Origin of the sequence: Blautia sp. An249 (genome assembly GCF_002159835.1) — a bacterium.
Taxonomy (GTDB): domain Bacteria; phylum Bacillota; class Clostridia; order Lachnospirales; family Lachnospiraceae; genus Blautia_A; species Blautia_A avistercoris.
The window spans coordinates 1-22,775 of sequence record NZ_NFJL01000026.1; the positions used below are offsets into that span (position 1 = coordinate 1).

21 protein-coding genes and 1 pseudogene are annotated in these 22,775 nt (G+C 42.7%); 9 read left to right on the forward strand and 13 right to left on the reverse strand.

Annotated features, from left to right (window positions below; genetic code table 11):
* Together B5F53_RS17325 and B5F53_RS17330 are read right to left on the reverse strand one after the other, a co-directional pair.
* Positions 1–521 (reverse strand): response regulator transcription factor (locus B5F53_RS17325; RefSeq protein ID WP_162610644.1); only part of this gene is annotated, 521 nt, incomplete at its 3' end.
* Positions 511–702 (reverse strand): DNA-binding protein, encoded by a 192-nt coding sequence (locus B5F53_RS17330; protein WP_087226179.1) that lies wholly within the window; start codon positions 700–702, stop codon positions 511–513. The genes B5F53_RS17325 and B5F53_RS17330, both read right to left, overlap by 11 nt.
* Before the next feature lie 289 nt (positions 703–991).
* Between B5F53_RS17330 and B5F53_RS17335 the strand changes: the two genes are divergently transcribed.
* The 4 genes from B5F53_RS17335 to B5F53_RS17350 all read left to right on the forward strand — a co-directional run bounded on the left by B5F53_RS17335 (position 992) and on the right by B5F53_RS17350 (position 5,880).
* Positions 992–1,672 carry a response regulator transcription factor gene (locus tag B5F53_RS17335; RefSeq protein ID WP_087226182.1) on the forward strand — a complete coding sequence of 227 codons (681 nt, stop codon included), beginning with the start codon at positions 992–994 and terminating at the stop codon, positions 1,670–1,672.
* The gene (locus B5F53_RS17340) at positions 1,673–2,590 is read left to right on the forward strand and encodes a sensor histidine kinase (protein WP_087226185.1); all 918 of its coding nucleotides are present in this window, start codon (positions 1,673–1,675) and stop codon (positions 2,588–2,590) included.
* A gap of 109 nt (positions 2,591–2,699) precedes the next feature.
* The gene (locus B5F53_RS17345; RefSeq protein ID WP_087226188.1) at positions 2,700–3,374 is read left to right on the forward strand and encodes an ABC transporter ATP-binding protein; all 675 of its coding nucleotides are present in this window, start codon (positions 2,700–2,702) and stop codon (positions 3,372–3,374) included.
* Position 3,375: 1 nt separating this feature from the next.
* Positions 3,376–5,880 carry an ABC transporter permease gene (locus tag B5F53_RS17350; RefSeq protein ID WP_087226191.1) on the forward strand — a complete coding sequence of 835 codons (2,505 nt, stop codon included), beginning with the start codon at positions 3,376–3,378 and terminating at the stop codon, positions 5,878–5,880.
* Between the two features lie 148 nt (positions 5,881–6,028).
* On the opposite strand, the gene B5F53_RS17355 is transcribed toward B5F53_RS17350, so the two are convergent.
* The 8 genes and pseudogenes from B5F53_RS17355 to B5F53_RS17390 all read right to left on the reverse strand — a co-directional run bounded on the left by B5F53_RS17355 (position 6,029) and on the right by B5F53_RS17390 (position 15,721).
* Positions 6,029–6,460: a winged helix-turn-helix domain-containing protein gene (locus B5F53_RS17355; RefSeq protein WP_162610645.1), complete on the reverse strand. Its 432-nt coding sequence runs from the start codon at positions 6,458–6,460 to the stop codon at positions 6,029–6,031.
* Between the two features lie 70 nt (positions 6,461–6,530).
* Positions 6,531–7,577 carry a helix-turn-helix domain-containing protein gene (locus B5F53_RS17360; protein ID WP_087226197.1) on the reverse strand — a complete coding sequence of 349 codons (1,047 nt, stop codon included), beginning with the start codon at positions 7,575–7,577 and terminating at the stop codon, positions 6,531–6,533.
* A 112-nt stretch (positions 7,578–7,689) separates the two neighbouring features.
* On the reverse strand, positions 7,690–7,896 hold the full coding sequence (locus tag B5F53_RS17365; protein ID WP_330396235.1) for a FeoB-associated Cys-rich membrane protein: 207 nt from the start codon (positions 7,894–7,896) through the stop codon (positions 7,690–7,692).
* Positions 7,835–9,187, reverse strand: a complete 1,353-nt coding sequence (locus B5F53_RS17370; protein ID WP_087226310.1) for a radical SAM protein — start codon at positions 9,185–9,187, stop codon at positions 7,835–7,837. Before B5F53_RS17370 ends, B5F53_RS17365 begins: the two co-directional genes overlap by 62 nt.
* Positions 9,188–9,320: 133 nt before the next feature.
* Positions 9,321–11,360: a ferrous iron transport protein B gene (gene feoB / locus B5F53_RS17375; RefSeq protein ID WP_087226203.1), complete on the reverse strand. Its 2,040-nt coding sequence runs from the start codon at positions 11,358–11,360 to the stop codon at positions 9,321–9,323.
* 4 nt (positions 11,361–11,364) lie between these two features.
* Positions 11,365–11,580 carry a FeoA family protein gene (locus tag B5F53_RS17380; RefSeq protein WP_087226206.1) on the reverse strand — a complete coding sequence of 72 codons (216 nt, stop codon included), beginning with the start codon at positions 11,578–11,580 and terminating at the stop codon, positions 11,365–11,367.
* A gap of 13 nt (positions 11,581–11,593) precedes the next feature.
* Positions 11,594–12,958 (reverse strand): MATE family efflux transporter, encoded by a 1,365-nt coding sequence (locus tag B5F53_RS17385; protein WP_087226209.1) that lies wholly within the window; start codon positions 12,956–12,958, stop codon positions 11,594–11,596.
* Between the two features lie 188 nt (positions 12,959–13,146).
* A pseudogene (locus tag B5F53_RS17390) lies at positions 13,147–15,721 on the reverse strand (heavy metal translocating P-type ATPase).
* A 395-nt stretch (positions 15,722–16,116) separates the two neighbouring features.
* Here B5F53_RS17390 and B5F53_RS17395 point away from each other — a divergent pair.
* The 3 genes from B5F53_RS17395 to B5F53_RS17405 all read left to right on the forward strand — a co-directional run bounded on the left by B5F53_RS17395 (position 16,117) and on the right by B5F53_RS17405 (position 18,654).
* Entirely contained in the window at positions 16,117–16,335 is a 219-nt protein-coding gene (locus tag B5F53_RS17395) for a heavy-metal-associated domain-containing protein (protein WP_087226212.1), read from the forward strand.
* A gap of 61 nt (positions 16,336–16,396) precedes the next feature.
* On the forward strand, positions 16,397–18,262 hold the full coding sequence (locus B5F53_RS17400) for a heavy metal translocating P-type ATPase (RefSeq protein WP_087226214.1): 1,866 nt from the start codon (positions 16,397–16,399) through the stop codon (positions 18,260–18,262).
* 80 nt (positions 18,263–18,342) lie between these two features.
* Positions 18,343–18,654: an ArsR/SmtB family transcription factor gene (locus B5F53_RS17405; RefSeq protein ID WP_087226217.1), complete on the forward strand. Its 312-nt coding sequence runs from the start codon at positions 18,343–18,345 to the stop codon at positions 18,652–18,654.
* A gap of 31 nt (positions 18,655–18,685) precedes the next feature.
* On the opposite strand, the gene B5F53_RS17410 is transcribed toward B5F53_RS17405, so the two are convergent.
* Complete coding sequence (locus B5F53_RS17410) at positions 18,686–19,204, reverse strand: nitroreductase family protein (protein ID WP_087226220.1); 519 nt, start codon at positions 19,202–19,204, stop codon at positions 18,686–18,688.
* A gap of 147 nt (positions 19,205–19,351) precedes the next feature.
* Here B5F53_RS17410 and B5F53_RS17415 point away from each other — a divergent pair, with 147 nt between their 5' ends.
* The gene (locus B5F53_RS17415; RefSeq protein WP_087226223.1) at positions 19,352–19,708 is read left to right on the forward strand and encodes a winged helix-turn-helix transcriptional regulator; all 357 of its coding nucleotides are present in this window, start codon (positions 19,352–19,354) and stop codon (positions 19,706–19,708) included.
* Between the two features lie 100 nt (positions 19,709–19,808).
* Here B5F53_RS17415 and B5F53_RS17420 read toward each other — a convergent pair whose 3' ends face one another.
* On the reverse strand, positions 19,809–20,153 hold the full coding sequence (locus B5F53_RS17420) for a YxeA family protein (RefSeq protein ID WP_242970361.1): 345 nt from the start codon (positions 20,151–20,153) through the stop codon (positions 19,809–19,811).
* Between the two features lie 364 nt (positions 20,154–20,517).
* Between B5F53_RS17420 and B5F53_RS17425 the strand changes: the two genes are divergently transcribed.
* Positions 20,518–21,855, forward strand: a complete 1,338-nt coding sequence (locus B5F53_RS17425; protein ID WP_087226226.1) for an IS110 family transposase — start codon at positions 20,518–20,520, stop codon at positions 21,853–21,855.
* A 103-nt stretch (positions 21,856–21,958) separates the two neighbouring features.
* Here the strand turns inward: B5F53_RS17425 and B5F53_RS17430 are convergent, their stop codons facing one another.
* Positions 21,959–22,774: an ABC transporter permease gene (locus B5F53_RS17430; RefSeq protein WP_087226316.1), complete on the reverse strand. Its 816-nt coding sequence runs from the start codon at positions 22,772–22,774 to the stop codon at positions 21,959–21,961.
* Position 22,775 lies beyond the last annotated feature (1 nt).

Here is a 22,775-nt window from a genome sequence, read left to right on the forward strand (position 1 = left end):
GCCTGTCCCGGATGGCTTGCCAAAAGGTGTAAGATTTCAAATTCTATGGGTGTCAAATCTATGGGTGTTCCTTTGCGCGTTACTGTATGGCTGATTGTATCGATTTCTATGCCCTTGATTTTGAGAATTGAATTTTTGTCCGGCAATGGCTGATAAGTTTTTGCTCGCCTAATATTGGCTTTTATCCTTGCGGAAAGTTCTATCAATGAAAATGGCTTTACCACATAATCATCAGCTCCCAAATTCAATCCCAATGATTTATCTGTATCATTGTCCTTTGCCGTAATGATGATGATTGGAATATTACTGGACTGGCGAATGGTTTTTATAATTTCCATTCCACTCATATCTGGCAGCATGAGATCAATGAGGGCAAGAGAATATTTGTCATAATCCGCGATTGTTTGAATAGCTGTTGTACCATCACGAAAGGCTGTTACTTCAAATTCTCCCGATAAATAATCTTTTACCATTTCTCTGATTTCTCCATCATCTTCAATCAGCATAATTTTATTTTCCATTTCGATTTCTCCTCGCTTCTTTTGTTCTGCCATCAATGGGCTTTTCCGCGTTCTTTGGAATGAGCCAGACAGTCCCCATTTTTACGGCTCCGGAAATACGGCCCGAAGAACAGTAATAATTTATCCAACGAGGGGTCACGCCCCATTTTTCGCCAGCTTTTTTCAATGTCGTATAATCCATACTGCACCTCCAATCTTAATATTGTAATTCGTTTTCTCGAATAATACAAGGTAGGTAATGCGGCTTTAATATTTAAACTGGTAATGCGGCTTTAATATTTAAACAGACACTATGAAGAGAAAAATTTTCTCCTAATTTCATACTTTGCTTATTGTATCATATTGAATAACTGATTTTCATACTTTACAAATCTATTTTTACTAAATACAATAACTGTTATAATGGTTCATAAAAATCGATGAACCATATACACTTAAATCTGGCTTTGTCATGAGGAGACTCTTACATAATGAAGAAAATGGTTTTAATTTTGGAAGATGATATCGACTTAGCGGAGGGAATAGAATTGTCCCTGCAAAGTGAAGAATTAAATTTTATCATATGCCAGACAATCGCAGACGCAAAAGTTGCTATACAAAAACAAAAATTTGATTTAATGATATTTGACATTAATCTTCCTGACGGAAACGGAGTGGATTTTTGTCGTGAGCTGAAGCAGAAAATATCTAATCCCATTGCTCTTCTTACTGCAAAGGGCATGGAACTGGATATTGTAAAAGGACTGGAAAGCGGCGCAGATGATTATATTACAAAACCTTTTAGTTTAATGGTTCTTCGTGCCAGAATAAGAGCATTACTTAGAAGATCCGCGGTAAGGTATGAGCAGGAATACAAGGACGCTGTCTTTCTGTTTCGCTTTGAAACAATGGAATTTTACAAAAATGGTGTGCCGATTGAACTAAGCAAAACAGAACAGCGAATTTTATATCTGTTGATATCAAATCCCAATATCATCATAACTAGAGAACGTCTGTTGGAGTGGGTATGGCCTGAAGGAACAGAATACGTGGAAGATAATGCTCTTTCGGTTGGAATAAGACGGTTGAGAGAAAAGCTGGAAGACGACTCTTCTAATCCAATATATATCAAGACTATTTATGGAAAGGGCTATATGTGGGAGAATATATAAATGAATCTATATATCATTCTATTTTTTTTAATCGTAATAAATATTGTGCTTATATATTTGGTCATCCGCTGGTACAGAAACAAATTATTAACCCAGTATCAAAATTTTCTTAACAAAACCGATGAAATATTAGGCGGTAAACAGATAGAACTTTCCTACGATGAATCCTTAGATTCGGCAATTTCTGAACGTTTGAACCGGATTATGGAAATATATCGTATGCAAAAGGGAGCTGCTGAGGAAGAAAGAGACATTGTAAAGTCACTCATTACGAATATTAGCCATCAAATCAGAACTCCTCTTGCCAATATTACTTTATATACAGATTTGCTTATAGAAAGGATCGAAGATTCAGAATCGCTTCGATTGGCAGATAAGATAAACAATAATACAGGAAAATTAGAATTTTTTATGAAAGAATTGCTGAAATCCTCTTATGCAGAGCAGGAGATTATTTCAGTATCACCTAAATTCATTGACCTTGATGCAGTTATCAGGAAAAGCTGTCAGTCTGTCGAACTAGACGCAATGAGAAAGAAAATCCAGCTTATTACAAAGTATAGCGCCTGTAAAGCGTATGCTGATCCAAAGTGGACGGAAGAAGTGTTTACTAATATCATTGAAAATGCTATTAAATATTCTCCCGATGGGACTTCTGTAACTATTAACTCTATTTTGTACGAATCATTTATCTGTGTCCAAATTATTGATCAAGGTATCGGTATTCCAGAAGCAGAGCAAGGAAAGATTTTCCAACGATTTTACAGAGGTACGAATGTGACTGACAAGCAGGGCTTTGGAATCGGCTTATATTTAGCCAGAGAAGTTTTAAGGAAACAGCAGGGTTATATAAAAGTAAAATCTAAATTAAATACAGGAACAACTGTTGAAGTATTTTTGTCTTGTCAAAATTTTTAACCGGGCTTTTTTCTCAATCTAAAATTGTGTCAGAAGTGTCACTTTTGAGAAAGATTTGAGAAAGAAGTCTTTGTTATTATCAGGTCAAACGAAGAAAGGAAGATGAAAGATGAATATTCTATCAGTTCAAGATCTGAAAAAGTATTATCAGATGGGAGAAAATACGGTAAAGGCGTTGGATGGAGTAAATTTGGATATTAAAGAAGGAGAATTTCTGGCGATTGTCGGAACATCCGGAAGCGGAAAATCCACATTATTGCACATGCTCGGTGGATTGGACAATCCTACTTCTGGAAAAATTCTGATTGATGGGAAAGATATTTCCAAGCTGTCCCGTGATGAATTAACAATTTACAGGAGAAGAAAAATAGGTTTTGTTTTTCAAAATTATAACCTTCTTTCCCACATGAATGCATATGAAAACATTGTACTTCCGATTAAACTGGACGGAATTCAGCCGGACAATAATTATATCACCGAGATACTCAGACTGTTGAAATTAGAAAACAAGAAATATTCTATGCCGTCTCAGCTATCTGGCGGCCAGCAGCAAAGAGTTGCTCTGGCTAGGGCTCTGGCATCCAAACCAGCCATTATTCTTGCAGATGAACCAACAGGAAATCTTGATAGCCGGACCAGCCAGGATGTTCTAGGTCTAATGAAAATATCAGGCCAAAAACTGGCGCAGACGATTGTGATGATAACACATAATGATGAAATTGCTCAAATGGCAGACAGGATTATACGCCTGGAAGACGGGAAAATCATGAAAGGCGGTGAATAGGATGCTCAAAGTCAATAACAGCAAGGTGATAAAAGACCTCGCCAAAACAACCTATACCGCCAATAAAAAAAGAAATTTGTTGACGATTGCAGCGATTTTTTTCACAACCTTTCTAATATGTACCGTAATATCCATAGGATCGAGTTACTGGGACACAGTAGCACTTCGGCAGAAAAGAATGCAGGGTATGGATTATGATATAGCATTAACAGAACCCAGAGACGATCAGGTGTCTGCAATTCGTGAAATGGATAAAGTAAAGTATGCCGGCCTTAGCGTGAAATGTGCAGTTTTATCAAAATATGAAGATAGAGAACTGGACAAAATACGATTATTTTGGTTAGACAATGTTTGCTGGGAAAATCAGACGATTCCTGCGCTGGATTACTACAGTGGGGAGTATCCGCAGAAGGAAAACGAAGTTATGCTGTCAAAGAGTGCCTTAAACGCTATGGGGATTAAAGACCCTGAAATTGGTATGGAGCTTCCCCTTATATATCAAACATTAGAGGAAAGCAGCAATAATAAAGAGATCGCAAAGACTTTCATTTTAAGCGGTTGGTTCTTAGATTATTCAGGAGCAGATAAAGGCTTTGTCTCAGAAGATTTTTATAGAACAACAGGTGTTCATCAAACAGATCTAACACAGGGAGAATTAAAGATTTCCCTCACAAATCCGCTTTACTCTGAAAGTGATATAACAGAAATGCAGAACCAGATTGAATTATCCGGAAATCAAATCATAGAAGCTGACTATGATACAATTTCTAACTTCTGTAAAACGATAATCGGGCTTCTGGCACTGCTGTTCCTCGTTTTTTTGAGTGGATATCTGTTTATTTATAATACTTTATATATATCTATCAACAAAGATATTCGATATTATGGACAGCTTAAGACAATTGGCACCACGTCTGTTCAGATCAGAAAAATAATCTATAAACAGATGTTTTGGAACACGGTAATTGGCATTCCTCTTGGCTTGATTGGTTCCTCCATTGTAGGAAAAGTTGTAATCCCTCAAGTATTACATGCTCTTAACCCGTCAATTGCGGTCAGCGATATCAAAGCGGTTTCTATATGGGTATTTGCCGCTGCTGCTTTGTTCTCTTTTGCCACAACGATATTCAGCAGTCAGAAGCCTGCAAAAATAGCTATGAACTGCTCTCCCATTGAGGCATTGAGATATATTGGAGCACCTTCCTCAAATGTCGGGGAAAAAGTCAGAAATGGCGGAGATATACGCTCAATGGTAAAGACAAATTTGTTCCGCGATAAGAAACAATTTTTTGTTATCATGTGTTCCCTGAGTCTGGCGATATCACTGTTTCTCGTTATAAATGTAGTCATTTATGCAAATAATGCTACAAATATATTAAATCATTCTTATGATTATGATTTAAGAATTTTAAATCAGACATTACTTTCCGACAATGAAAAACAGGCTATAAGTCCAGATCTGATTAAAACAATAAAAGACACTAAAGGCGTAAAAGAGGTCAGGGTATTAGAATCTACAACGGCAGTCGTACCATATCAGGAAAATGTATATGGGGAATATTACAAAGAGTTGTATCAGTCCAGATATTCACCCGGCGATTATGACAAAGATATAGAATTGTACAAAAAACAGCCTGATTATTATTCGTTTACCTGCAGGATTATTGGGATTGACGATTTAGAATTTGAACGGCTCAATCAGACATTGGAAAAACCGTTGGATAAGGATGCGTTCGAGAATGGTGATACAGCCTTTGCTTCCAGTATCTTTATTAAAAAAGGTAACGGAATAGTTGGAAAAAAGGTCATGTTTTCTATTCCAGGAGATTCCCCGCAGAATGAAGAAGCGTCTGTGGAAATCGGGGCATTATTAAACAATGATCCGGCTTATTATTCTGCCGGTTATACTCCTGATCTAATTATCAGCGATGAATATTTTGAAAAACTTGTAAAACAGCCGCTGATTGAAATGATTAAAATTGATTATGAAGAAGCATTTTCTGAAAGTACGGAAAGCTCAATCATGAATTTAATAAAAGACAATCCGCTTGTCTCCACTGACTCAAAACTAAGCAGATACTCTGAAATGAAGAATTCTGAAAACCAGATAACAATTCTGGGAGGAAGCATAGGACTTATCGTTATGCTTCTTGCAATCTCAAATTACCTGAATATGATGTCTGGAAGTATACAAAATCGTTCCAAAGAATTTGCTGTTTTAGAAAGCATCGGCATGACCAGAAGGCAGTTAAAAAAGATGGTTGTTTCTGAAAGTTTATGTTATGCGTTTTTATCTATTGTCATTGCAATAATAATAGGTATACCAGCAGGATATTTTGTATTCAAAAATCTTAATATATACGGGATACCATTTGAATTTCCGTTAATAAACAATTTAATCCTATTTCTCGTAATTATTGTAGTTTGTGCCACATCAACATTGCTGATCCTTAGAAAGACAAAAGATGAAAGCATCATAGAAATATTACGACGAAATGATATGTAAAAGAATATACATTGAACTTCCGATAATGGGAATCCACTGACTATCCTAAGTCTATGGATTCCCTCATCACTTTTTCTATTTTCTATACTCTGACGGATTCTGTACTGCTTAGATAAAGGGAATGTGAAGGCAGGCGCTCCCCCTCCCCTTAATCATGTATCGACTTTTCCGAGAAACCTTCATGCTCCGGAGCTATGAATTTATATCCCACACCTCGTACAGTCTGAATATATTCTTTATGTGCACAATCTCTTAACTTTTGTCTCAGAGCACAAATAAGACATTGTACTGCATTGTGGATATCTTCTGCCTCTCCTGGGCATACCGCTTCATAAATCTGCATATGGCTGAATGTCTGCCCTGGTCTCTCTGCCATGTACTCAAGAATTCCGTATTCTGTCTTTGTCAGGAATATCTCCTTTTCTTTGTACTTTACCATATGCTCTTTTGGATCAATAGACAATCCCGAAATATTGATTGCACGGTTGTTCTGAGGCTTGCATTCTAAAATCTTTGATGGGAAAGGCAGGACAGACATCACTCTTTCTAAAAGTTCTTCCTCTCCTTCTTCAAATGTCAAAATCATCATTTTCCCAAATAATCACCTGCTTTTCAAAAGCGCTTTTGTCATATCACCTATGAAGCTCTTCTTATTCATCACTGCTCTGTTTTCTGTACTCTGCCGGCGCGATCTTCATGATATCCCGAAACGCACTGGCAAACTTACTCTGATTTTCATACCCGACCTGACTGGCAATCTCTGCGACGGATACCTGCGTCTGTCTCAAAAGATCCGCTGCCTGCCGGATTCTATACTCTTTCATATAAGCGCCGATCGGTTGCCCGTAAATTCCTTTAAATGTGTCTTTTAACGTAGCTGTGTTGATCAGGTACTCTTTTGACAATTCTTCGATCGTAGGCCGTTCCTGCAGATTTGCAGTAAGCCTTTTATGAATTTCTTTTACAAGCTCTACCTGCGGTGAAGTATACTGTGTCCGTTGCTTCTCCTTTGATACATCGACCATGCATAGAAACAGCAGTAATTCCTGAACCTTTAGTTTTAAATACGGTCTCTGCAGGCACTCCGGCACAGAATAAAGTTCAGAAAAAATATGTTCGATTTCATCTTTTGCCCGCATGATAAAGCAATTTCCGTCATGACAGAACTTCTCTTTAAACTTCAGGATATCAATTCCACTCTCCGACAGGATCTCTGGTGGGGCTTCTGCTGCCATCTTCAGATTGATTAAAACGGAGATTCCCCGGTAATGCCTCAGCGGAAAGCTCATCTCCGGGGCACAGTTATCCATTGTATGGATGGAGAGGTCTCCTTCTCCCAGATACAGGCAGGAGCCGCTTAAGAGACGGCTTCCCTCCCGCCCTTCCCTGCAATGGTTGATCTCCAGGATATCCCGGTCCAGATTCTCCTCCCATGCACATCCAGCAGCTTCAAAATCATTATAAATCACCTGGATTCCCGGATAAACCTGATAGACAGTCATAAGTCCCAGTCCATCCCCGCAGTCCATTTTGTAAAGTGCACAGTAACCTTCAGAATCCCTCGTGGTAGGTAATGACATTTCTTTCATATATTTTATAGGGATCTTTTTCATTGGCTTCCTTTCCTGCGTTCCGCCCTGTTCAATCTGGTATACCAGAACTTTTTCAGCATCTTTTATGACATAGGTTTTCTCCATTTCCGCCAACTCCAATCTCTGAACTCTTCCGCGTTTTCGGATTCTATTATAATCCTTCCCCGCAAGGAAATAAAGAAACTCTCCTGCCTTACTGACTTATGCCAGAGCACCGCTATGATTTACTGCAATAGTTTTTTCCGGCACACCCGGAACAACCGCCACAACACGAACCATTCTTACGGTTTTTATAGATTTTCCTCACGACACATATGGAGTAAACGGCAATCCCTAATATGATGATACCTGTTACAATCATGCTATCTTCCTTTCTTCCTTTCTCCCCACAACTCCTCTGCTGTAGGCTTCCATTCCTCTGCATATGCTTCACACTTATCACATAAATGATCTACAGGTTCCGGGGACCGCAGATCTGTTGACTTTGCCCCCGTCCTTTTCACCATCGTCCGCAGCTTCTCCGGGTTCTCCAGCATCGGGCACGGCCGGAGCATATTCGCATTAAAAGGCTGAGCGTCATGATAAGCCATAAAAATCGGACTTTTCAGCGCATCCAGCAAACTGCAGTCATGGATATTTACATTGGAATAGTGTATGAACACACATGGCTCCACATCCCCTGCCGCATTAATATGGAGATAGTTTCTCCCTCCAGCAATACATCCGCCTACATATTCCGCGTCATTTTGAAAATCCATACTGAATATCGGTTTTGTTTCCCTGAATTTACGGATTTGTTTATAAACGGTTTTTCGCTGTACCGGCGTCGGCAGAAGCTCAGGAACCGCTTCATTGCCCACTGGCATATAATGGAAGAACCACGCAAACACCGCCCCGGCCTCTACAATCATGTCGAAAAACTTCTCACTGCTAATATCCGCATAATTCGCGCTGGTATAACAGGTGGAAATTCCAAAAGGCAGCTTATGTTCTTTCAGAAGTCTCATAGCATCCTGTACTTTCTGAAAGACACCTTCTCCACGCCGTCCGTCATTGGCAACTTCAAACCCTTCCAGACTGATTGCCGGCACAAAGTTTTTTACCCGGAGCATCTCCCTGCAAAACTCATCATCAATCAGAGTCCCATTGGTAAAGGCAAGGAACTCACAATCCGGATGCATTTTGCAGAGAGTAAGAAGGTCCTTTTTTCTCACCATCGGTTCGCCGCCCGTATAGATATACATATAGGTTCCCATCTGTTTGCCCTGACGAATAATCCTGTCTATGGTTTCTAAGCTCAGATTGAGCTTAGACCCGTATTCCGCCGCCCAGCAGCCCGTACAGTGCAAGTTACACGCTGACGTAGGATCAAGCAGAATCGCCCACGGGATATTACAGTTTTCCCTCTGTTTGATTTCAGTCTGAATGGCAGATCCTTTCAGGGCGGAATTAACGATAAAGTTCTGGAAAAATGTCTTTCTCACGCCTTCATCAAGCTGATAGACTTTCTGAATTAGCTGATACCAGTTGCTCTCCTCAACAATCGCCCTGCGAAATGCCGCTCGCTGGCTTTCATACCAGCCATCCGGCAACACCTTGTCTACAATATCCATCGCCTTTGGAAAATTCGTCTCCGGATCTTTTTCCAGATAATTTAAGACTGTATGTACAGCACTTGAAAATGCTGTATTTTTCATTGTTTCTATTATACTCATTTCTATTCCCCGCTGATACACTTACAGCGTTTTCCTTTCTTATCTTTTGTGAAATAATCGTCGTGTTATGATAATCAATACCACTAATCCAGTAACTATGTATAACCATTTTCTGTTTTTCATTTCTTTTTCCTCACAATAAACTTCCAATCTGATATACAGCAAACGTAACGATCCATGCAACTGCCAACTGGAACACTGCAGAAAACAGCATCCACTTTGTACTCGCGGCTTCTTTCCGGATTGTTGCCAGTGAAGCCGCACAAGGAATGTACAAAAGACTGAAGATCATCAAGCACAGTGCATTCAGCGGCCCGAATCCCATACGTTCCAGTATCCCTGTCAATACGTCCATCCCAGATCCGGAATTGATATTTGGCACGGCAAACAGCACGGCACAACTGGAAACTACCACTTCTTTCGCTGAGATTCCGGCAATGAGTGCCACTGCAATCTGCCAGAAGCCCAGGCCAACAGGCATAAAGAATGGTACGAGGTGATGTCCCAAGACAGCGCCAAAGCTATCTGCCATCTCTGTCGTGTAACCTTCCGCACCGAAATTCAAAATCACCCACATCACGACGGATGCTATAAAAATCGTGGTCCCTGCTTTAGTCAGATAATCCTTCACTTTCTCCCACACATAGATAGCAACAGTTTTTCCACTGGGTATCTTGTACTCCGGAAGTTCGATCAAGAGATAGTTTTCCGTTCTCCGGCGGTCAATCAGATGAAGCACTGCTGCAACCAGAATCGCTACAATCAGGCCGATCAGGTACATAGAATACGCAACCAGCATCGCTTTCTTTCCAAAAAACATCTCTGCAAAAAGAATATAAATCGGAAGCCGCGCGCTGCAGCTCATAAACGGCGTTACAAGCATCACCTTAAAACGATCTCTCCTATTCTCCAATGCCCTTGAAGCCATGATTGCCGGAACCGTACAGCCAAATCCTAAGATCATCGGGATAAATGCCCTGCCAGATAATCCCAGTTTACTCATAACCCCTTCCATCACATAGGCGACACGGGCCATATATCCGCTGTCCTCCAAAAAAGCCAGAGCTAAAAAGAGTATGAAAATATTCGGGAGGAAAGTAAGAATGCCTCCTACTCCGGCAATAATCCCGTCCACCAAAAGGGAACGGAGCATTTCATTTACCCCGGTAGCCGTCAGTCCATCACGGATTAGTCCGGAAAGGCTTTCAATCCCCATCTCCAGATAACCTTTCAGCCAGTCCCCGATCGTAAATGTCAAGAAGAATACCACGGCCATAATCCCCAGAAAGATAGGAATTCCGAAGATCCGGTGTGTCAGTACCCGGTCCGCTTTTTCAGTCATCTGCTCCTGCCTCTCTTTATTGACGACCACTTCACTGATAATCTCCTGAATAAAGTCATATTTCTCATTGATCAAATCTGATTCATAATTACGGTCGATTACCTGTGGCAGATAGATGGGATATTTCTCTGTGATCTCCTTGTCCTGCTCCAACAGTTTAATAGAGTGCCAGCGGTAATTCTCTATCTCCGGATAACTCTTCTTTAATTCTTCTGTGATCAGGTCGATCTTATCTTCAATCTTATCACTGTAAACCATTGCATATTCCGCATGATGGTCATGGGGATGCCGGGACGAGAATTTATGATGATGGATCAGACAGGTCGGATCTGTACAGTCCTTATGGTGCGCCGCTGCATGAAGCAGCACATCCAGCCCCACCCGTTTCCTTGCTGATACCGGGATGACCGGGATTCCCAGCATCTCCGGTAATCTATGCAGATCAATCTCCATGCCTCGCTTTTCTACTATGTCCATCATATTGAGTGCCAGCACTACTGGCTTTCCCAGTTCAAGAAGCTGCAAGGTCAGATATAAGTTTCTCTCTAAAGCGGAGGCATCTGCGACATCAATGATCACATCCACCTCGTCACTGAGAATGAATTGCCGTGACACAGTTTCTTCCATTGTATAGGAGGTCAGACTGTATGTACCGGGAAGATCTACCAGACGAATATTCAAGTCATGGTCTTTGATTGCTCCCTCCACCTTCTCCACGGTTACTCCTGGCCAGTTCGCCACTTTCAAATTTGCACCTGTGAAAGTGTTGAAAAGTGTAGTCTTCCCACAGTTTGGATTGCCGATAAAGCCAATTGTCATATTTTCACGCATTCTCTCACCCCACTATAATGTTCCTTGTAATATTTCGTCCGAGGGCAAAGCGGCTTCCCCTGACTTTTACAATCAGGACTCCTCTACTCTTACTGTTCAGTACATCAACTTCTGTCCCTCTGGTCATACCAAGAGCCTCAAGTCGTTTTTCCATTTGAACGGGCAGCCGTATGCTTTCTACCTTGTATTGTTTTCCCGTCCTTCCTTCACTGAGATACATACATTCACCCCTCTTACTTTGTGCCCGCAGGCATCCTTCTAAACTCCGAAAGCATCATCACTACCGTGATTACCACAAGCACTGCATCCGTCAGAGCAATGGCCAGCCATACGCCACGAATTCCCATGCCGCCAATCATCGGCAGAACAACACATAGCGGGATGAACAAAATAATCTGTCGGAACAAAACCAGCCATGTTGCTTTCTGCGCTTTTCCCAGAGACTGGAATAAAGTCACTGCAATAAGGAAACTTCCCTGAAGGACATAGGTGCTGAACATGATTCGGAAATTCACTGCTCCCGCTGCGGCAACTCCCGGTGTTGTGATAAACATGGACAGTACCTTGTCTGGAAACAGCTCCACCGGAATGTAAAATACCAACGACAATACGGTAGCCGCAATGACAAAGACTTTGGTAAGCCGCTTCACCCGTTCATATTTTCCCACACCATAATTAGTTCCTGCCGCAGGCTGGAATCCCTGGCTGATCCCCCAGAGCGGGACAAAGGAAAAGTTCCAGAACCGGAGCGCCGCCCCTAACAGGATCTGGGATGTCTCACCGCCATATTCTGACGCCACCCGATAGATAACGGTCTGCTGTACCAGTGTCAGCACCTGCATCAGAAGGGCTGATACCCCGACGGATAAAACCTGCGGGAGCAACGTGCCATCAATCCGGACTCGCCCAATCCTTACATGGAGGCTTTTCTTTTTGAAATACCATACGGTCACAGCTGCCTGTACAAACTGGGACAGGACTGTTGCATATGCTGCCCCTTCAATCCCCATTCCATAAGGCTTCAGGATCTGAATAAAGACGGGATCAAGAATAATATTCAAAACAGCGCCGCTGGCGATAATACTCATAGCCCTTTTGAGCTGCCCCTCCCCACGGATCACCATGTTCGCACTCTGAAAGAAATTCACAAATAAAGAACCCGCAAAAACAATACGAAGATATTTTTCTGCATAGTTTAAAATATTGTCACTGGCTCCTGCGAGCATGAGAAGCTGGCGGGTAAATACCATCCCGATCACGGTATAGACAACCGACATCACGAATACCGCAGCAACCAGATTCCCCATGATCTTCTTAACCGTAGTTTCATCCCCTTTTCCGATTGCCCGGGACAAAACGGATGCGGAGCCAACTCCGATCATGGCAGCGGAACCTGCATTGATGAGGGTAAACGGATAAGATATCGATACCGCCCCCATCTGAGCGGCACCTACCATTTGCCCTACAAAAATCGAATCCATCATGTTATAAAGCCCAACCACAACCATACCGAGAACCGCAGGTATACTCAGTTCTACCATCAAAGGCCACGGACTTTTTGTTAAAAGTTTTGTTCTTGTATCTAGTGCCTGTTTCATCACTCTTCCTCCTGCATTTATTATTAGCCGCGTCTAACTATATAAATTATAGATAAAAGGTCTCTGCTTTGTACGCTCCGTTTGGCAGGATTTTCACTCCGAAAAGAAAGAAAAGAGGAAATAAAAGTTCCATTTCCTCTTTTTACTCCATTATCACTGCACTTTTTCTGCTTTCATAGACATTACCGTTATTGAATATTGACCAACTGGTATCCGGCTTCTTCTATCGCAGACTTAAGAATATCATCCGGCACATTCCTATCCATCTGTACTCTGGCAGATTTCTCGTCAAGGTTGACTTCTACCTCTTTGATTCCCTGTGTTTTCCTTAAAGCCTGTTCCACATGCTTTACTACAAACCATTCCTTCAATATTTAATATTTTCTGCATCTTTTTCTTTCCTTTATCTTTCTTTTTTACTACTTCATCATCTAACTGGAAATCTCCCTGTTTTATTTGAGACAAATGCTTTGCTTTAAACCACCTTAGCCGTAAAGCATTTGATACTACAAATACTGAACTAAAACTCATGGCAAAGGCACCAATCATCGGATTCAATTTCCATCCAAATGGAAGATAGAATACCCCCGCCGCAATCGGAATCCCGATGATGTTATATATAAACGCCCAAAATAAATTTTGCTTAATATTGCGGATTACTGCCTTACTAAGCTGGATAGCCGTAGACACATCAAGCAGATCACTTTTCATCAGAACAATATCTGCTGAATCAATAGCTATATCCGTCCCGGCTCCAATAGCAATCCCAATATCTGCCCGTGCCAATGCCGGAGCATCATTTATTCCGTCACCGACCATTGCAACCTTTTTTCCTGAACTTTGCAGACGCCGAATTTCTTTTTCCTTATCCTGTGGAAAAACCTCTGCCACCACACGATTCACGCCAACTTGACGCCGGATAGCCTCTGCTGTCTTTGCATTGTCTCCCGTCAGCATAACTACCTCCAGCCCCATCTGTATCAACTCCTGAATGGCATGTCTGCTTGTTGCTTTTACCACATCCGCCACAGCAATCACGCCAATCAGCTTACCATCGCGTGCAAAGAATAATGGGGTTTTTCCAGCTACTGCCATTTCTTCTCCCAGTTTTAAAACTCCACCCCCCTCAATACCCTCATCTGCCATCAGCCGCCGGTTTCCCGCAAGACAGCGCTGATCTGAAATCTTCCCTGTAATTCCTTTGCCCGGAATCTGTTGGAAATCAGTTACAGCTAGCATCTGAAGTTTTTCCTTTTCCGCTTCCGCTATAATGGCATCTGCCAACGGATGTTCAGACAATTTTTCCAATGAAGCCGCAATTTGCAACAGTTCTTTTTGAGAAACCCCAACACTGCATAGCATATTCGTTACTGCCGGGGTTCCTTCTGTGATCGTTCCTGTTTTATCCAGTACTACGGTATCAATGTTATGGGCTACCTCCAGGGCCTCTGCTGATTTTGTCAGGATTCCATTGATTGCCCCCTTTCCAGTGCCGACCATGATTGCAGTAGGTGTTGCCAGCCCCAGGGCGCAAGGGCAGGATATAACTAATATGGAAATTGCTATTGAAAGGGAAAATTCAAGCCCATATCCAATCAGCATCCATATGATAAAGGCAATCACAGAAATTGTGATAACAACTGGTACAAAAATGCCGCTGACCTTATCTGCCAGTTTTGCAATAGGAGCTTTCGAACTGGTAGCTTCATCTACCAAACGAACAATTTGTGCCAACGTCGTATCATCTCCAACCTTAGTTGCCTGCATCTTGAAATATCCTGACTTATTTATGGTAGCTCCTATTACCTTATCCCCTACATACTTTTCTACCGGAATACTCTCACCTGTCAATGCAGATTCATCTACAGAAGAAACTCCTTCCATAAGGATACCGTCCGCTGGAACAGACTCCCCAGCTTTTACAATTAGTATTTCTCCCAACTGCACCTCTTCCACCGGAATTTCTACTTCTTCCCCATCCCGCTCTGCCAGAGCTGTTTTTGGCGCTAGATTCATCAGCTTAGTAATGGCATCCGAAGTTTTTCCCTTTGCGCGGGATTCCATCGTCTTTCCCAACGTAATCAATGTCAGAATCATGCCTGCTGATTCGAAGTACAGATCCATCATAAAGCCATGGACAATAGCCATATCTCCCTGACCAAATCCCACGCCAATCTTATAAATGGCATAGATTCCATAGACGATAGCAGCGCCAGATCCAAGAGCAATTAGTGAATCCATATTCGGAGAACCATGGAACAAAGTCTTAAATCCCATTCGGTAATACTTAAAGTTTACGAATACAACCGGAAGTAAAAGCAAAAACTGTGTAAAGGCAAAACTTACCGCATTCTCCATTCCCAAAAGAAAGCCCGGAAGCGGCCAACCCATCATGTGCCCCATTGATATGTAAAACAGAGGTACTGTAAAAATCACAGAAATCAAAAGACGCTGTTTCATCTGTCGGTATTCTTCCGCAGCAATACTCTTTCCTGCCTTGTCCTTTTGTTCCACCCCGATATTGTTTCCTTTAATGGTTCCCTGTGGCTTAAGATATGCTCTATAGCCGGCTTTTTCGACCGCCCCCACAATCCGGGGTATATCTAAGACAGTTTCATCATAAGAAACAACCATGCTATTCTTTAACAGATTTACAGATACTTCTTTGATTCCGGACAGCTTTCCCACACTTTTTTCAATTCTGGCAGAACATGCCGAACAAGTCATACCAGTAATGTCAAACTGATCCTTTTGCAATTTCATCCCTTCTTTCTTTATATATTCCGTGCAGATACCCCTCCCCTGCCAGGACCCGAATCTGGTCATAGGAAGGGGCGTTCGGTATCAATAGGGGGAGAGATACCTTGCGCCCCAATCATTGCGTCTGCACAAACGGTCTTCCTTAGACCGATTTTCATTATAAATACCTAAATATCCTTTTGTACGCTCCAGAGTGGAGGCTTTTCAATCCAAAAAGCAGGAATTTCCGATGCGACTCCAATCAGCAGGTTTTGCGCTCCAAAGGGCAGGATTCCGCCAAATCCTATTGACGGTCTTCCCTTTCCTACTTATACTTGCCGCATGAACAATTAAACGCTTTTTTAATTGTTCATATAAACTTCTCCAAACGGACAAATTATGAAAGGAGGATCTTTTTCATGAAAAAGACCATTAAACTAATCGATCTCGACTGCGGGCATTGTGCCGACAAAATTCAGAGAGCGGTTCAAAAAATCGACGGTGTCACCCATGTTGAGGTTAATTTTTTAAACCAGAAGATGATACTGGAAGCGCCGGATGACAAGTTTGATTCTATTCTTGCTGAAGCAAAACTTCTTATCAAGAAAATCGAACCAGACGTAACAGTTAAAGTATAAAAAAATGCGCGCACCGGCTTATGAATATAGAAGCCGGTGTTCGTCTGAAAGGAGATTTTGTATGACACGAAAACAGAAACGCTTGCTGCTTCGTATTATTGTCGCTACAATCTTATTTATTTCCGGAAAGGTTTTTTCTGTACAGGAACCGATAGAAATAGGGATTTTCTTAGTCTGCTATACCGTTGTCGGATGGGATATTATCTGGAAAGCGATCACAAATATCCTGCATGGTCAGGTTTTTGATGAAAACTTCTTAATGACCATCGCCACTTTAGGAGCGCTTATTTTAGGAGAATACTCGGAGGGCGTAGCAGTTATGCTGTTCTATCAAGTAGGTGAATGGTTCCAGTCTTATGCGGTTTCTAAATCCAGAAAATCTATTGCAAGCCTAATGGATATCCGTCCTGATTATGCAAATATTGAGCAGGATGGCAAGCTGATACAAGTAGATCCGGACGAAGTCCCGATAGGCTCCTCTATTATTGTAAAGCCTGGGGAACGTATCCCCTTGGACGGAACAATAATAAAAGGCTCTTCATCATTAGACACCTCCGCTCTTACCGGAGAGTCCATGCCTCGCGAAGCACTTCCCGGCATGGATGTTATTAGCGGCTGTATCAATCAAACTGGAATCCTCACAATCCGTACCACAAAGGAATTTGGGGAATCTACTGTAGCTAAGATTCTTGACCTCGTGGAGAATGCGAGTGATAAAAAAGGAAAAACAGAGAACTTTATCACACGGTTTGCTCGCTATTACACCCCCGCGGTAGTATTTGCCGCTCTTGTACTCGCTCTCCTGCCTCCGCTGATCACTGGACAAGATTTTGGAACATGGGTTTACAGAGCATTGACATTTCTCGTAATCTCTTGTCCATGTGCGCTGGTGATTTCCATACCGCTTAGTTTCTTCGGTGGTATCGGAGGGGCTTCTAAAATCGGAGTTCTAGTGAAAGGGAGCAATTATCTGGAGTCTCTGGCCTCCGCTGAAACCGTTGTCTTTGACAAAACCGGGACCTTAACAAAGGGCGCCTTTGCAGTCAGTGAGCTTCACCCTGTCAATGTGCAAAAAGAGCGTCTCCTGGAGCTGGCTGCCTATGCAGAAGATTATTCCACTCATCCCATTTCTTTATCAATCAAAAAGGCTTATGGAAAAAAAATTAACAGTAACCGGATCTCCAGTGTTCAGGAAATTCCCGGTCATGGCGTATGCGCTGTCATTGATGGGAAATCAGTTCTTGCCGGAAATGCAAAGCTGATGGAGAAAGAAAATATCCGATATACGGATTCATCTACTATCGGAACAGTCATATATCTTGCCTGTGATAGAAAATATCTGGGGTGTATTGTCATCGAGGATGAACTCAAGCCCGATGCCCAGAAAGCAGTTGATCTTCTAAAAGATGAGGGTATCCGCAAAACAGTCATGTTAACCGGCGATTCCGATGCTGTAGGTAAAAAGGTTGCAAATCGCCTTGGCTTAGATCAGGCATATACTGAACTTCTACCGGCAGATAAAGTGGAACGAGTCGAAGAACTACTAGCGCAGAAAAGTGAAAAAGGGAAACTCCTCTTTGTTGGTGATGGTATTAACGATGCTCCCGTTCTGGCACGTGCCGATGTCGGGATTGCAATGGGCGGTCTTGGATCAGATGCAGCCATCGAAGCCGCCGATGTTGTTCTGATGACGGATGAACCTTCTAAAATTGCTTCCGTGATGAAGATTGCACGCAAGACACTTCGCATAGCCAACCAAAACATTATATTCGCTTTAGGCATTAAATTCATCGTACTTATTTTAGGGGCTTTCGGTTACGCTAATATGTGGGCAGCAGTATTTGCAGATGTCGGCGTTTCCGTTATTGCCATCCTGAATGCCATCCGTGCCATGCGTGTAAGGAAATTTGTTTTTGTCGAAGAATAGCTACTAAAAATGTGCCGTCTCTTCCCTTGCGGAACACGGCACATTTTCAATATATCAAACAGTCTGAACTGGAGAGCCTTATGGAAAAACAGCAACCTCTATTTCCCCCTAATAAAAGTCAACTTGAAAAACTATCTAATCTGCATAAAGCAATGGGCGATCGTACCAGGATGGAAATCCTATGGAAGTTAATGAAACACCAATACTGTGTCAGTGCGCTTGCAAAAGAAGTACAGCTTACAGAATCCGCTGTATCCCATCAACTGCGTATTTTGAAAATTGCACGGTTAGTCCGATCATATAAAAAGGGCAAGAACGTCTTTTATGTTTTAGAAGATGAACATATTAAATGGATTTTAGAGGAAACCTTCACCCACATTCTGGAACTATAAAAGTGCAGCCCCTTCGGGACTGCACAAACAACTAAAGTTTCTCATATGAAACCAGTTCATCCATCGGGATGCGCTGCGTATCAAAACGCTCCGTATCCGCCAGTTTGTCGGCAGAATATCCGATTACCAGGATATTGACCGGTTCCAGATTGTCCGGTAACTGGAATTCTTCCCGCAGGACATCTGGCTTGAAATAGCACACCCACACGGTTCCCAGCCCGAGCTCTGTTGCCTGCAGCATCATATGGTCTGTCAGGATTGAAGCATCAATGTCCCCGGTCTGCTTCTGATCAAAAGGACGTACCCATGCTTTCTCATGGTCCGCACATACGATAATTGCCAACGGTGCATTATAAATGCCGGCAGCCTTACTGATCTTCGCCAATCCCTCCTCGCTCTGCACTGCGATCAGATGAACAGGCTGGAGATTCGCTGCGGTAGGCGCTACATGGGCAGCTTCCAATATCTGCTCCAGTTTCTCCGGTTCTACTTTCTGCGAAGTATAACTGCGCACGGAATGCCGTTTCTTTGCAATATTAATGAAATCCATTGTATCTCTTCCTCACTTTCTAATATGTATTTGGTGTGTTATAATCACCATAGGTTGATTTTATCACCAACATAGATTTACACAAGAATGCACTTTTATGGAAGATACTTCCCTAAAAGATAGTACCTGATAAGAAAGGACACATTTATGAACTACAAAAAATCTCAGTTTAACTGCCCGGTTGAAGCCACACTCTCTTTGATCGGCGGAAAATATAAGCCCCTCATTCTCTGGCATTTGAAGGATCAATCCCTGCATTATATGGAACTGCAGCGTCTCATACCAAAAGCAACTCCCAAAATGCTCTCCTCGCAGCTTCGCGCCCTGGAGGATTGTGGAATGGTACACCGCCAAGTAATTCCGGAAAAACCGCCAAAGACCATTTACTCCCTTACCGCCTTCGGACACAGCATTGTTCCTGTTCTGGACGCTATGTGTCAGTGGGGAAACAACTTCCTGGACGGACTAGATGTACAGTCCTCCTGCGGTGAAATATGCTATTGAACTTTTATTTTTTCTTTACATTTAAAACGATGTCCCGGAAGCACTCATGCCTCCGGGACTATAACTTTACGTCCAACTCCTCCACTGTCTGGAAGTAGTATTACTCACTATAATATTTCTGCACCTTTCCCGGCATTTCTGTATACTCAACCTCTTCCCATTCTACTACGCCCCGGATCAGGTTCACTTTCAGACAGATAAATGCATCCTCCTTCAGTACTCGGCTCGTTTCAAATTTAAGTTCTTTCTCATTTCCTTCCCTGTCGTAAGCCGGTAATGTATATTTATAGTTCATGTCACCATGGGGCGCGATCTCCTGAACATTATCGTTATCAATCTGAGTATAATACTCCTCATTCTGTGCTGCCAGAAATGCTCCTCCCACACAGATCATGATCAAAATGACTGCAAAAATACTTATCATAATCTTTTTTGTTTTCATCATCCTTTACCTCCTAGTATAATAATGGTGTAGTCAATAATGACTACGAGTTAATAGTTACAAAATCTAAATGAATAACTGAAGGAGGGATTCCCTCTCCATCAGAAGTTATTGTTTCCTTACTGTGTCTGTGGCTTCCATAATGCACCAGATCAGATCCTGAGGTATAATCACTGAGGCAGGGCGATTGACGACGCCTCCTTGGGACCCGGCCTTCCGCCGGGAAAACCTCTTAGAAAGTCTGTCTGTCCATTCGGTGGTGATTTATGGTTTGGCTGGTTGGGAAGCCTCAGGCTATACCTGTATAAGCCGCTAGGTTGTGTATCCGCCTTATGGAAATGGATGCCTGCCGGAAAGGATGTTTATCATGCATTACAAAAGATTACTTACATTTATTGACGGCGTTTCTTCTTACCTCTCTGTCGGCCTTGATGTTGGCGCTGATTTTACCTGGATGTCAATTGCTCTCCCCAATGGTTCTTTTGTAGGGAAGCCCTTTAAGATCATCCATTCTGATTCTCGGTCCAGAGATCTCGCTGTCACAAAAATAAAAGAAGCACAAGAGACGTATTCTCTCAAAAGCCGCTGCTTCCTTGAGTCTACCGGGATCTACCACATCCCGCTCCTGTGCTTCCTTCGTGATAAGGGTTTTGACTGCTCCGTCATTAATCCTATCATCACTAAGAATAGCACAAACATCAACATAAGGAAACTGCATAATGATAAATTCGATTCAAAAAAGGCTGCCCTTGTTGGCCTGAATGTTTCTCTCAAGACTTCCATCCTCCCGGATGATTCTGTTGTCGATCTGCGAAACCTGGTCCGTGATTATTATTATTTCAAGGACCTCCAGTCTGCTGTCGCCCTGAAGCTCACTGCGGAACTGAAAGTATCTTTTCCCGCTTACGCTAAGGTCTTCAGCAAAGTCACCACACAGTCTTCCTTAAAGCTGTTAAGCTCTTATCCTCTTCCTGAGGACATGCTTGCCGCCTCCAAAGAGGACATTGTGGATATCATCCGCAGTACCGCACGTTTTGGCGAAGCTTATGCCCTGCGTAAGTATGACGCCATCATCTCTGCCGCGCAGGATGCCGCTGTTTTCGGCAGGGCTCTTCCTAGCAATGCTGTCCGTATCCGTCTTTATATCGACACTTACCAGGAATACCAGAAGCATCTGGATGCGCTCCTGAAAGCACTTCATGAGACGGTAGAGAAACTGCAGGATACCTTGATCTACGACCAGATCTGCCTTCTGCAGTCCCTGTACGGGATCGGATTCTTAAGTGCAGTCGTCCTGGTCGCAGAAATGGGGGATTTTAAACTTTTTTCTTCCCCGAAAAAGCTTTACGCCTACTTTGGGCTTGACCCCGCTGTCAAACAGTCCGGAAAGCTCAATGGCGATAAAGTACATATGTCCAAGCGTGGCTCCAGCCTTGCCAGACGGGTTCTTCATATGGCTGCGCTCAATAACGTAAAGGTTGCTAAAGGGAGCGGCATACCTGTGAATCCTGTAGTTTACGACTACTACACCCGGAAGTGTTCCGGCAAGAAAAAGCCGGTAGCAATGGGCGCTGTCATGCATAAGATCTGCAACATCATCTTTGCCATGCTCCGGGATAACAAACCTTTTGAGATCATCACTCCGGAAGAACACTGCAGACGCTTTGCTGCAGAACATCCCGATAAGATCAGGAAGGCTGCATAATCAACACAGCATTCTGAATATTTAGTTTCTGACCAGTCCTATATTGGAGAATGGTCTGTTAAGGTTACCCTTTTTTGCTCTATTGTAATAAATTTAATCTTTTTCATATCACCTCTTGACATTTCTTAGCTGGACTTCTTACTTTTCGTCCACGGACATTCTTTCCACGGGGCCTCTTTTTATTTTCGGCAGAGCGTTCACGGTTCTTTGCCGTGGCAATAACAACCACTGTAACACCCAGAATGATCAAAAGGGAACCTATACTCAGTATGGAATTTCCTGCAAAATCCCCGCTCCCATCGTCATATCCGATCAAAGTCAGCCCTGCTGTAATGGGATAAATATCTCTCAGGCCATGCCCGGACGCCATCATTCCAACAAAACCATAGAAGAAAGTGAATCCGACGCCAGCCATGAAACTGCCCCTTCGCTGGGCGGTAAATGCGATGACCGGCATAACCGCAAGGTAAGCGGACAGATTGATCCCGATCATCTGGAACAGTACCTTTCCCGCCCCTGCTGCTGTAAAGCCTGGGAAACCGCTGACCAGGAAGATCATAATTGTAAACAGGAACTCCACCGCTGACAGCACGATTGCCATACAGCCCACTGCAACCAGTTTCCCGACCAACAGCTTCCGGAAAGACACGGGGATCGTCAGGATATTTTTCAGCGTGTCATCTGTCCGTTCCCGGTCTATCATGTAGCCTGCTATCAGGGTGATCGTCGCCGGGTAGATCAGGACCAGGTTATTCCAGATCACATTCGATGAAAAATTCATAAGAGTATGTGATGCGCCGTCTGAAGCCGTTGCCATGAACCGGCTGAGCAAAACAACCGTCAGCATCGTCGCTACCCCGATCCAGATCACGGAATACCGCTTCATTTTATAAAATTCTGTCTTTATGATACTTGCCATT

What these genes read in the sequence shown, in the direction of transcription:
- B5F53_RS17350 (WP_087226191.1), top strand. Translation starts at nt 3,376, where the DNA reads ATGCTCAAAGTCAATAACAGCAAGGTGATAAAAGACCTCGCCAAAACA.
- B5F53_RS17425 (WP_087226226.1), top strand. Translation starts at nt 20,518, where the DNA reads ATGCATTACAAAAGATTACTTACATTTATTGACGGCGTTTCTTCTTAC.
- B5F53_RS17395 (WP_087226212.1), top strand. Translation starts at nt 16,117, where the DNA reads ATGAAAAAGACCATTAAACTAATCGATCTCGACTGCGGGCATTGTGCC.
- B5F53_RS17415 (WP_087226223.1), top strand. Translation starts at nt 19,352, where the DNA reads ATGAACTACAAAAAATCTCAGTTTAACTGCCCGGTTGAAGCCACACTC.
- B5F53_RS17345 (WP_087226188.1), top strand. Translation starts at nt 2,700, where the DNA reads ATGAATATTCTATCAGTTCAAGATCTGAAAAAGTATTATCAGATGGGA.
- B5F53_RS17430 (WP_087226316.1), bottom strand. Translation starts at nt 22,774, where the DNA reads ATGGCAAGTATCATAAAGACAGAATTTTATAAAATGAAGCGGTATTCC.
- B5F53_RS17385 (WP_087226209.1), bottom strand. Translation starts at nt 12,958, where the DNA reads ATGAAACAGGCACTAGATACAAGAACAAAACTTTTAACAAAAAGTCCG.
- B5F53_RS17340 (WP_087226185.1), top strand. Translation starts at nt 1,673, where the DNA reads ATGAATCTATATATCATTCTATTTTTTTTAATCGTAATAAATATTGTG.
- B5F53_RS17380 (WP_087226206.1), bottom strand. Translation starts at nt 11,580, where the DNA reads ATGTATCTCAGTGAAGGAAGGACGGGAAAACAATACAAGGTAGAAAGC.
- B5F53_RS17335 (WP_087226182.1), top strand. Translation starts at nt 992, where the DNA reads ATGAAGAAAATGGTTTTAATTTTGGAAGATGATATCGACTTAGCGGAG.
- B5F53_RS17360 (WP_087226197.1), bottom strand. Translation starts at nt 7,577, where the DNA reads ATGGAGAAAACCTATGTCATAAAAGATGCTGAAAAAGTTCTGGTATAC.
- B5F53_RS17365 (WP_330396235.1), bottom strand. Translation starts at nt 7,896, where the DNA reads ATGCAGAGGAATGGAAGCCTACAGCAGAGGAGTTGTGGGGAGAAAGGA.
- B5F53_RS17330 (WP_087226179.1), bottom strand. Translation starts at nt 702, where the DNA reads ATGGATTATACGACATTGAAAAAAGCTGGCGAAAAATGGGGCGTGACC.
- B5F53_RS17410 (WP_087226220.1), bottom strand. Translation starts at nt 19,204, where the DNA reads ATGGATTTCATTAATATTGCAAAGAAACGGCATTCCGTGCGCAGTTAT.
- B5F53_RS17420 (WP_242970361.1), bottom strand. Translation starts at nt 20,153, where the DNA reads ATGATGAAAACAAAAAAGATTATGATAAGTATTTTTGCAGTCATTTTG.
- B5F53_RS17370 (WP_087226310.1), bottom strand. Translation starts at nt 9,187, where the DNA reads ATGAGTATAATAGAAACAATGAAAAATACAGCATTTTCAAGTGCTGTA.
- B5F53_RS17400 (WP_087226214.1), top strand. Translation starts at nt 16,397, where the DNA reads ATGACACGAAAACAGAAACGCTTGCTGCTTCGTATTATTGTCGCTACA.
- B5F53_RS17405 (WP_087226217.1), top strand. Translation starts at nt 18,343, where the DNA reads ATGGAAAAACAGCAACCTCTATTTCCCCCTAATAAAAGTCAACTTGAA.
- feoB (WP_087226203.1), bottom strand. Translation starts at nt 11,360, where the DNA reads ATGCGTGAAAATATGACAATTGGCTTTATCGGCAATCCAAACTGTGGG.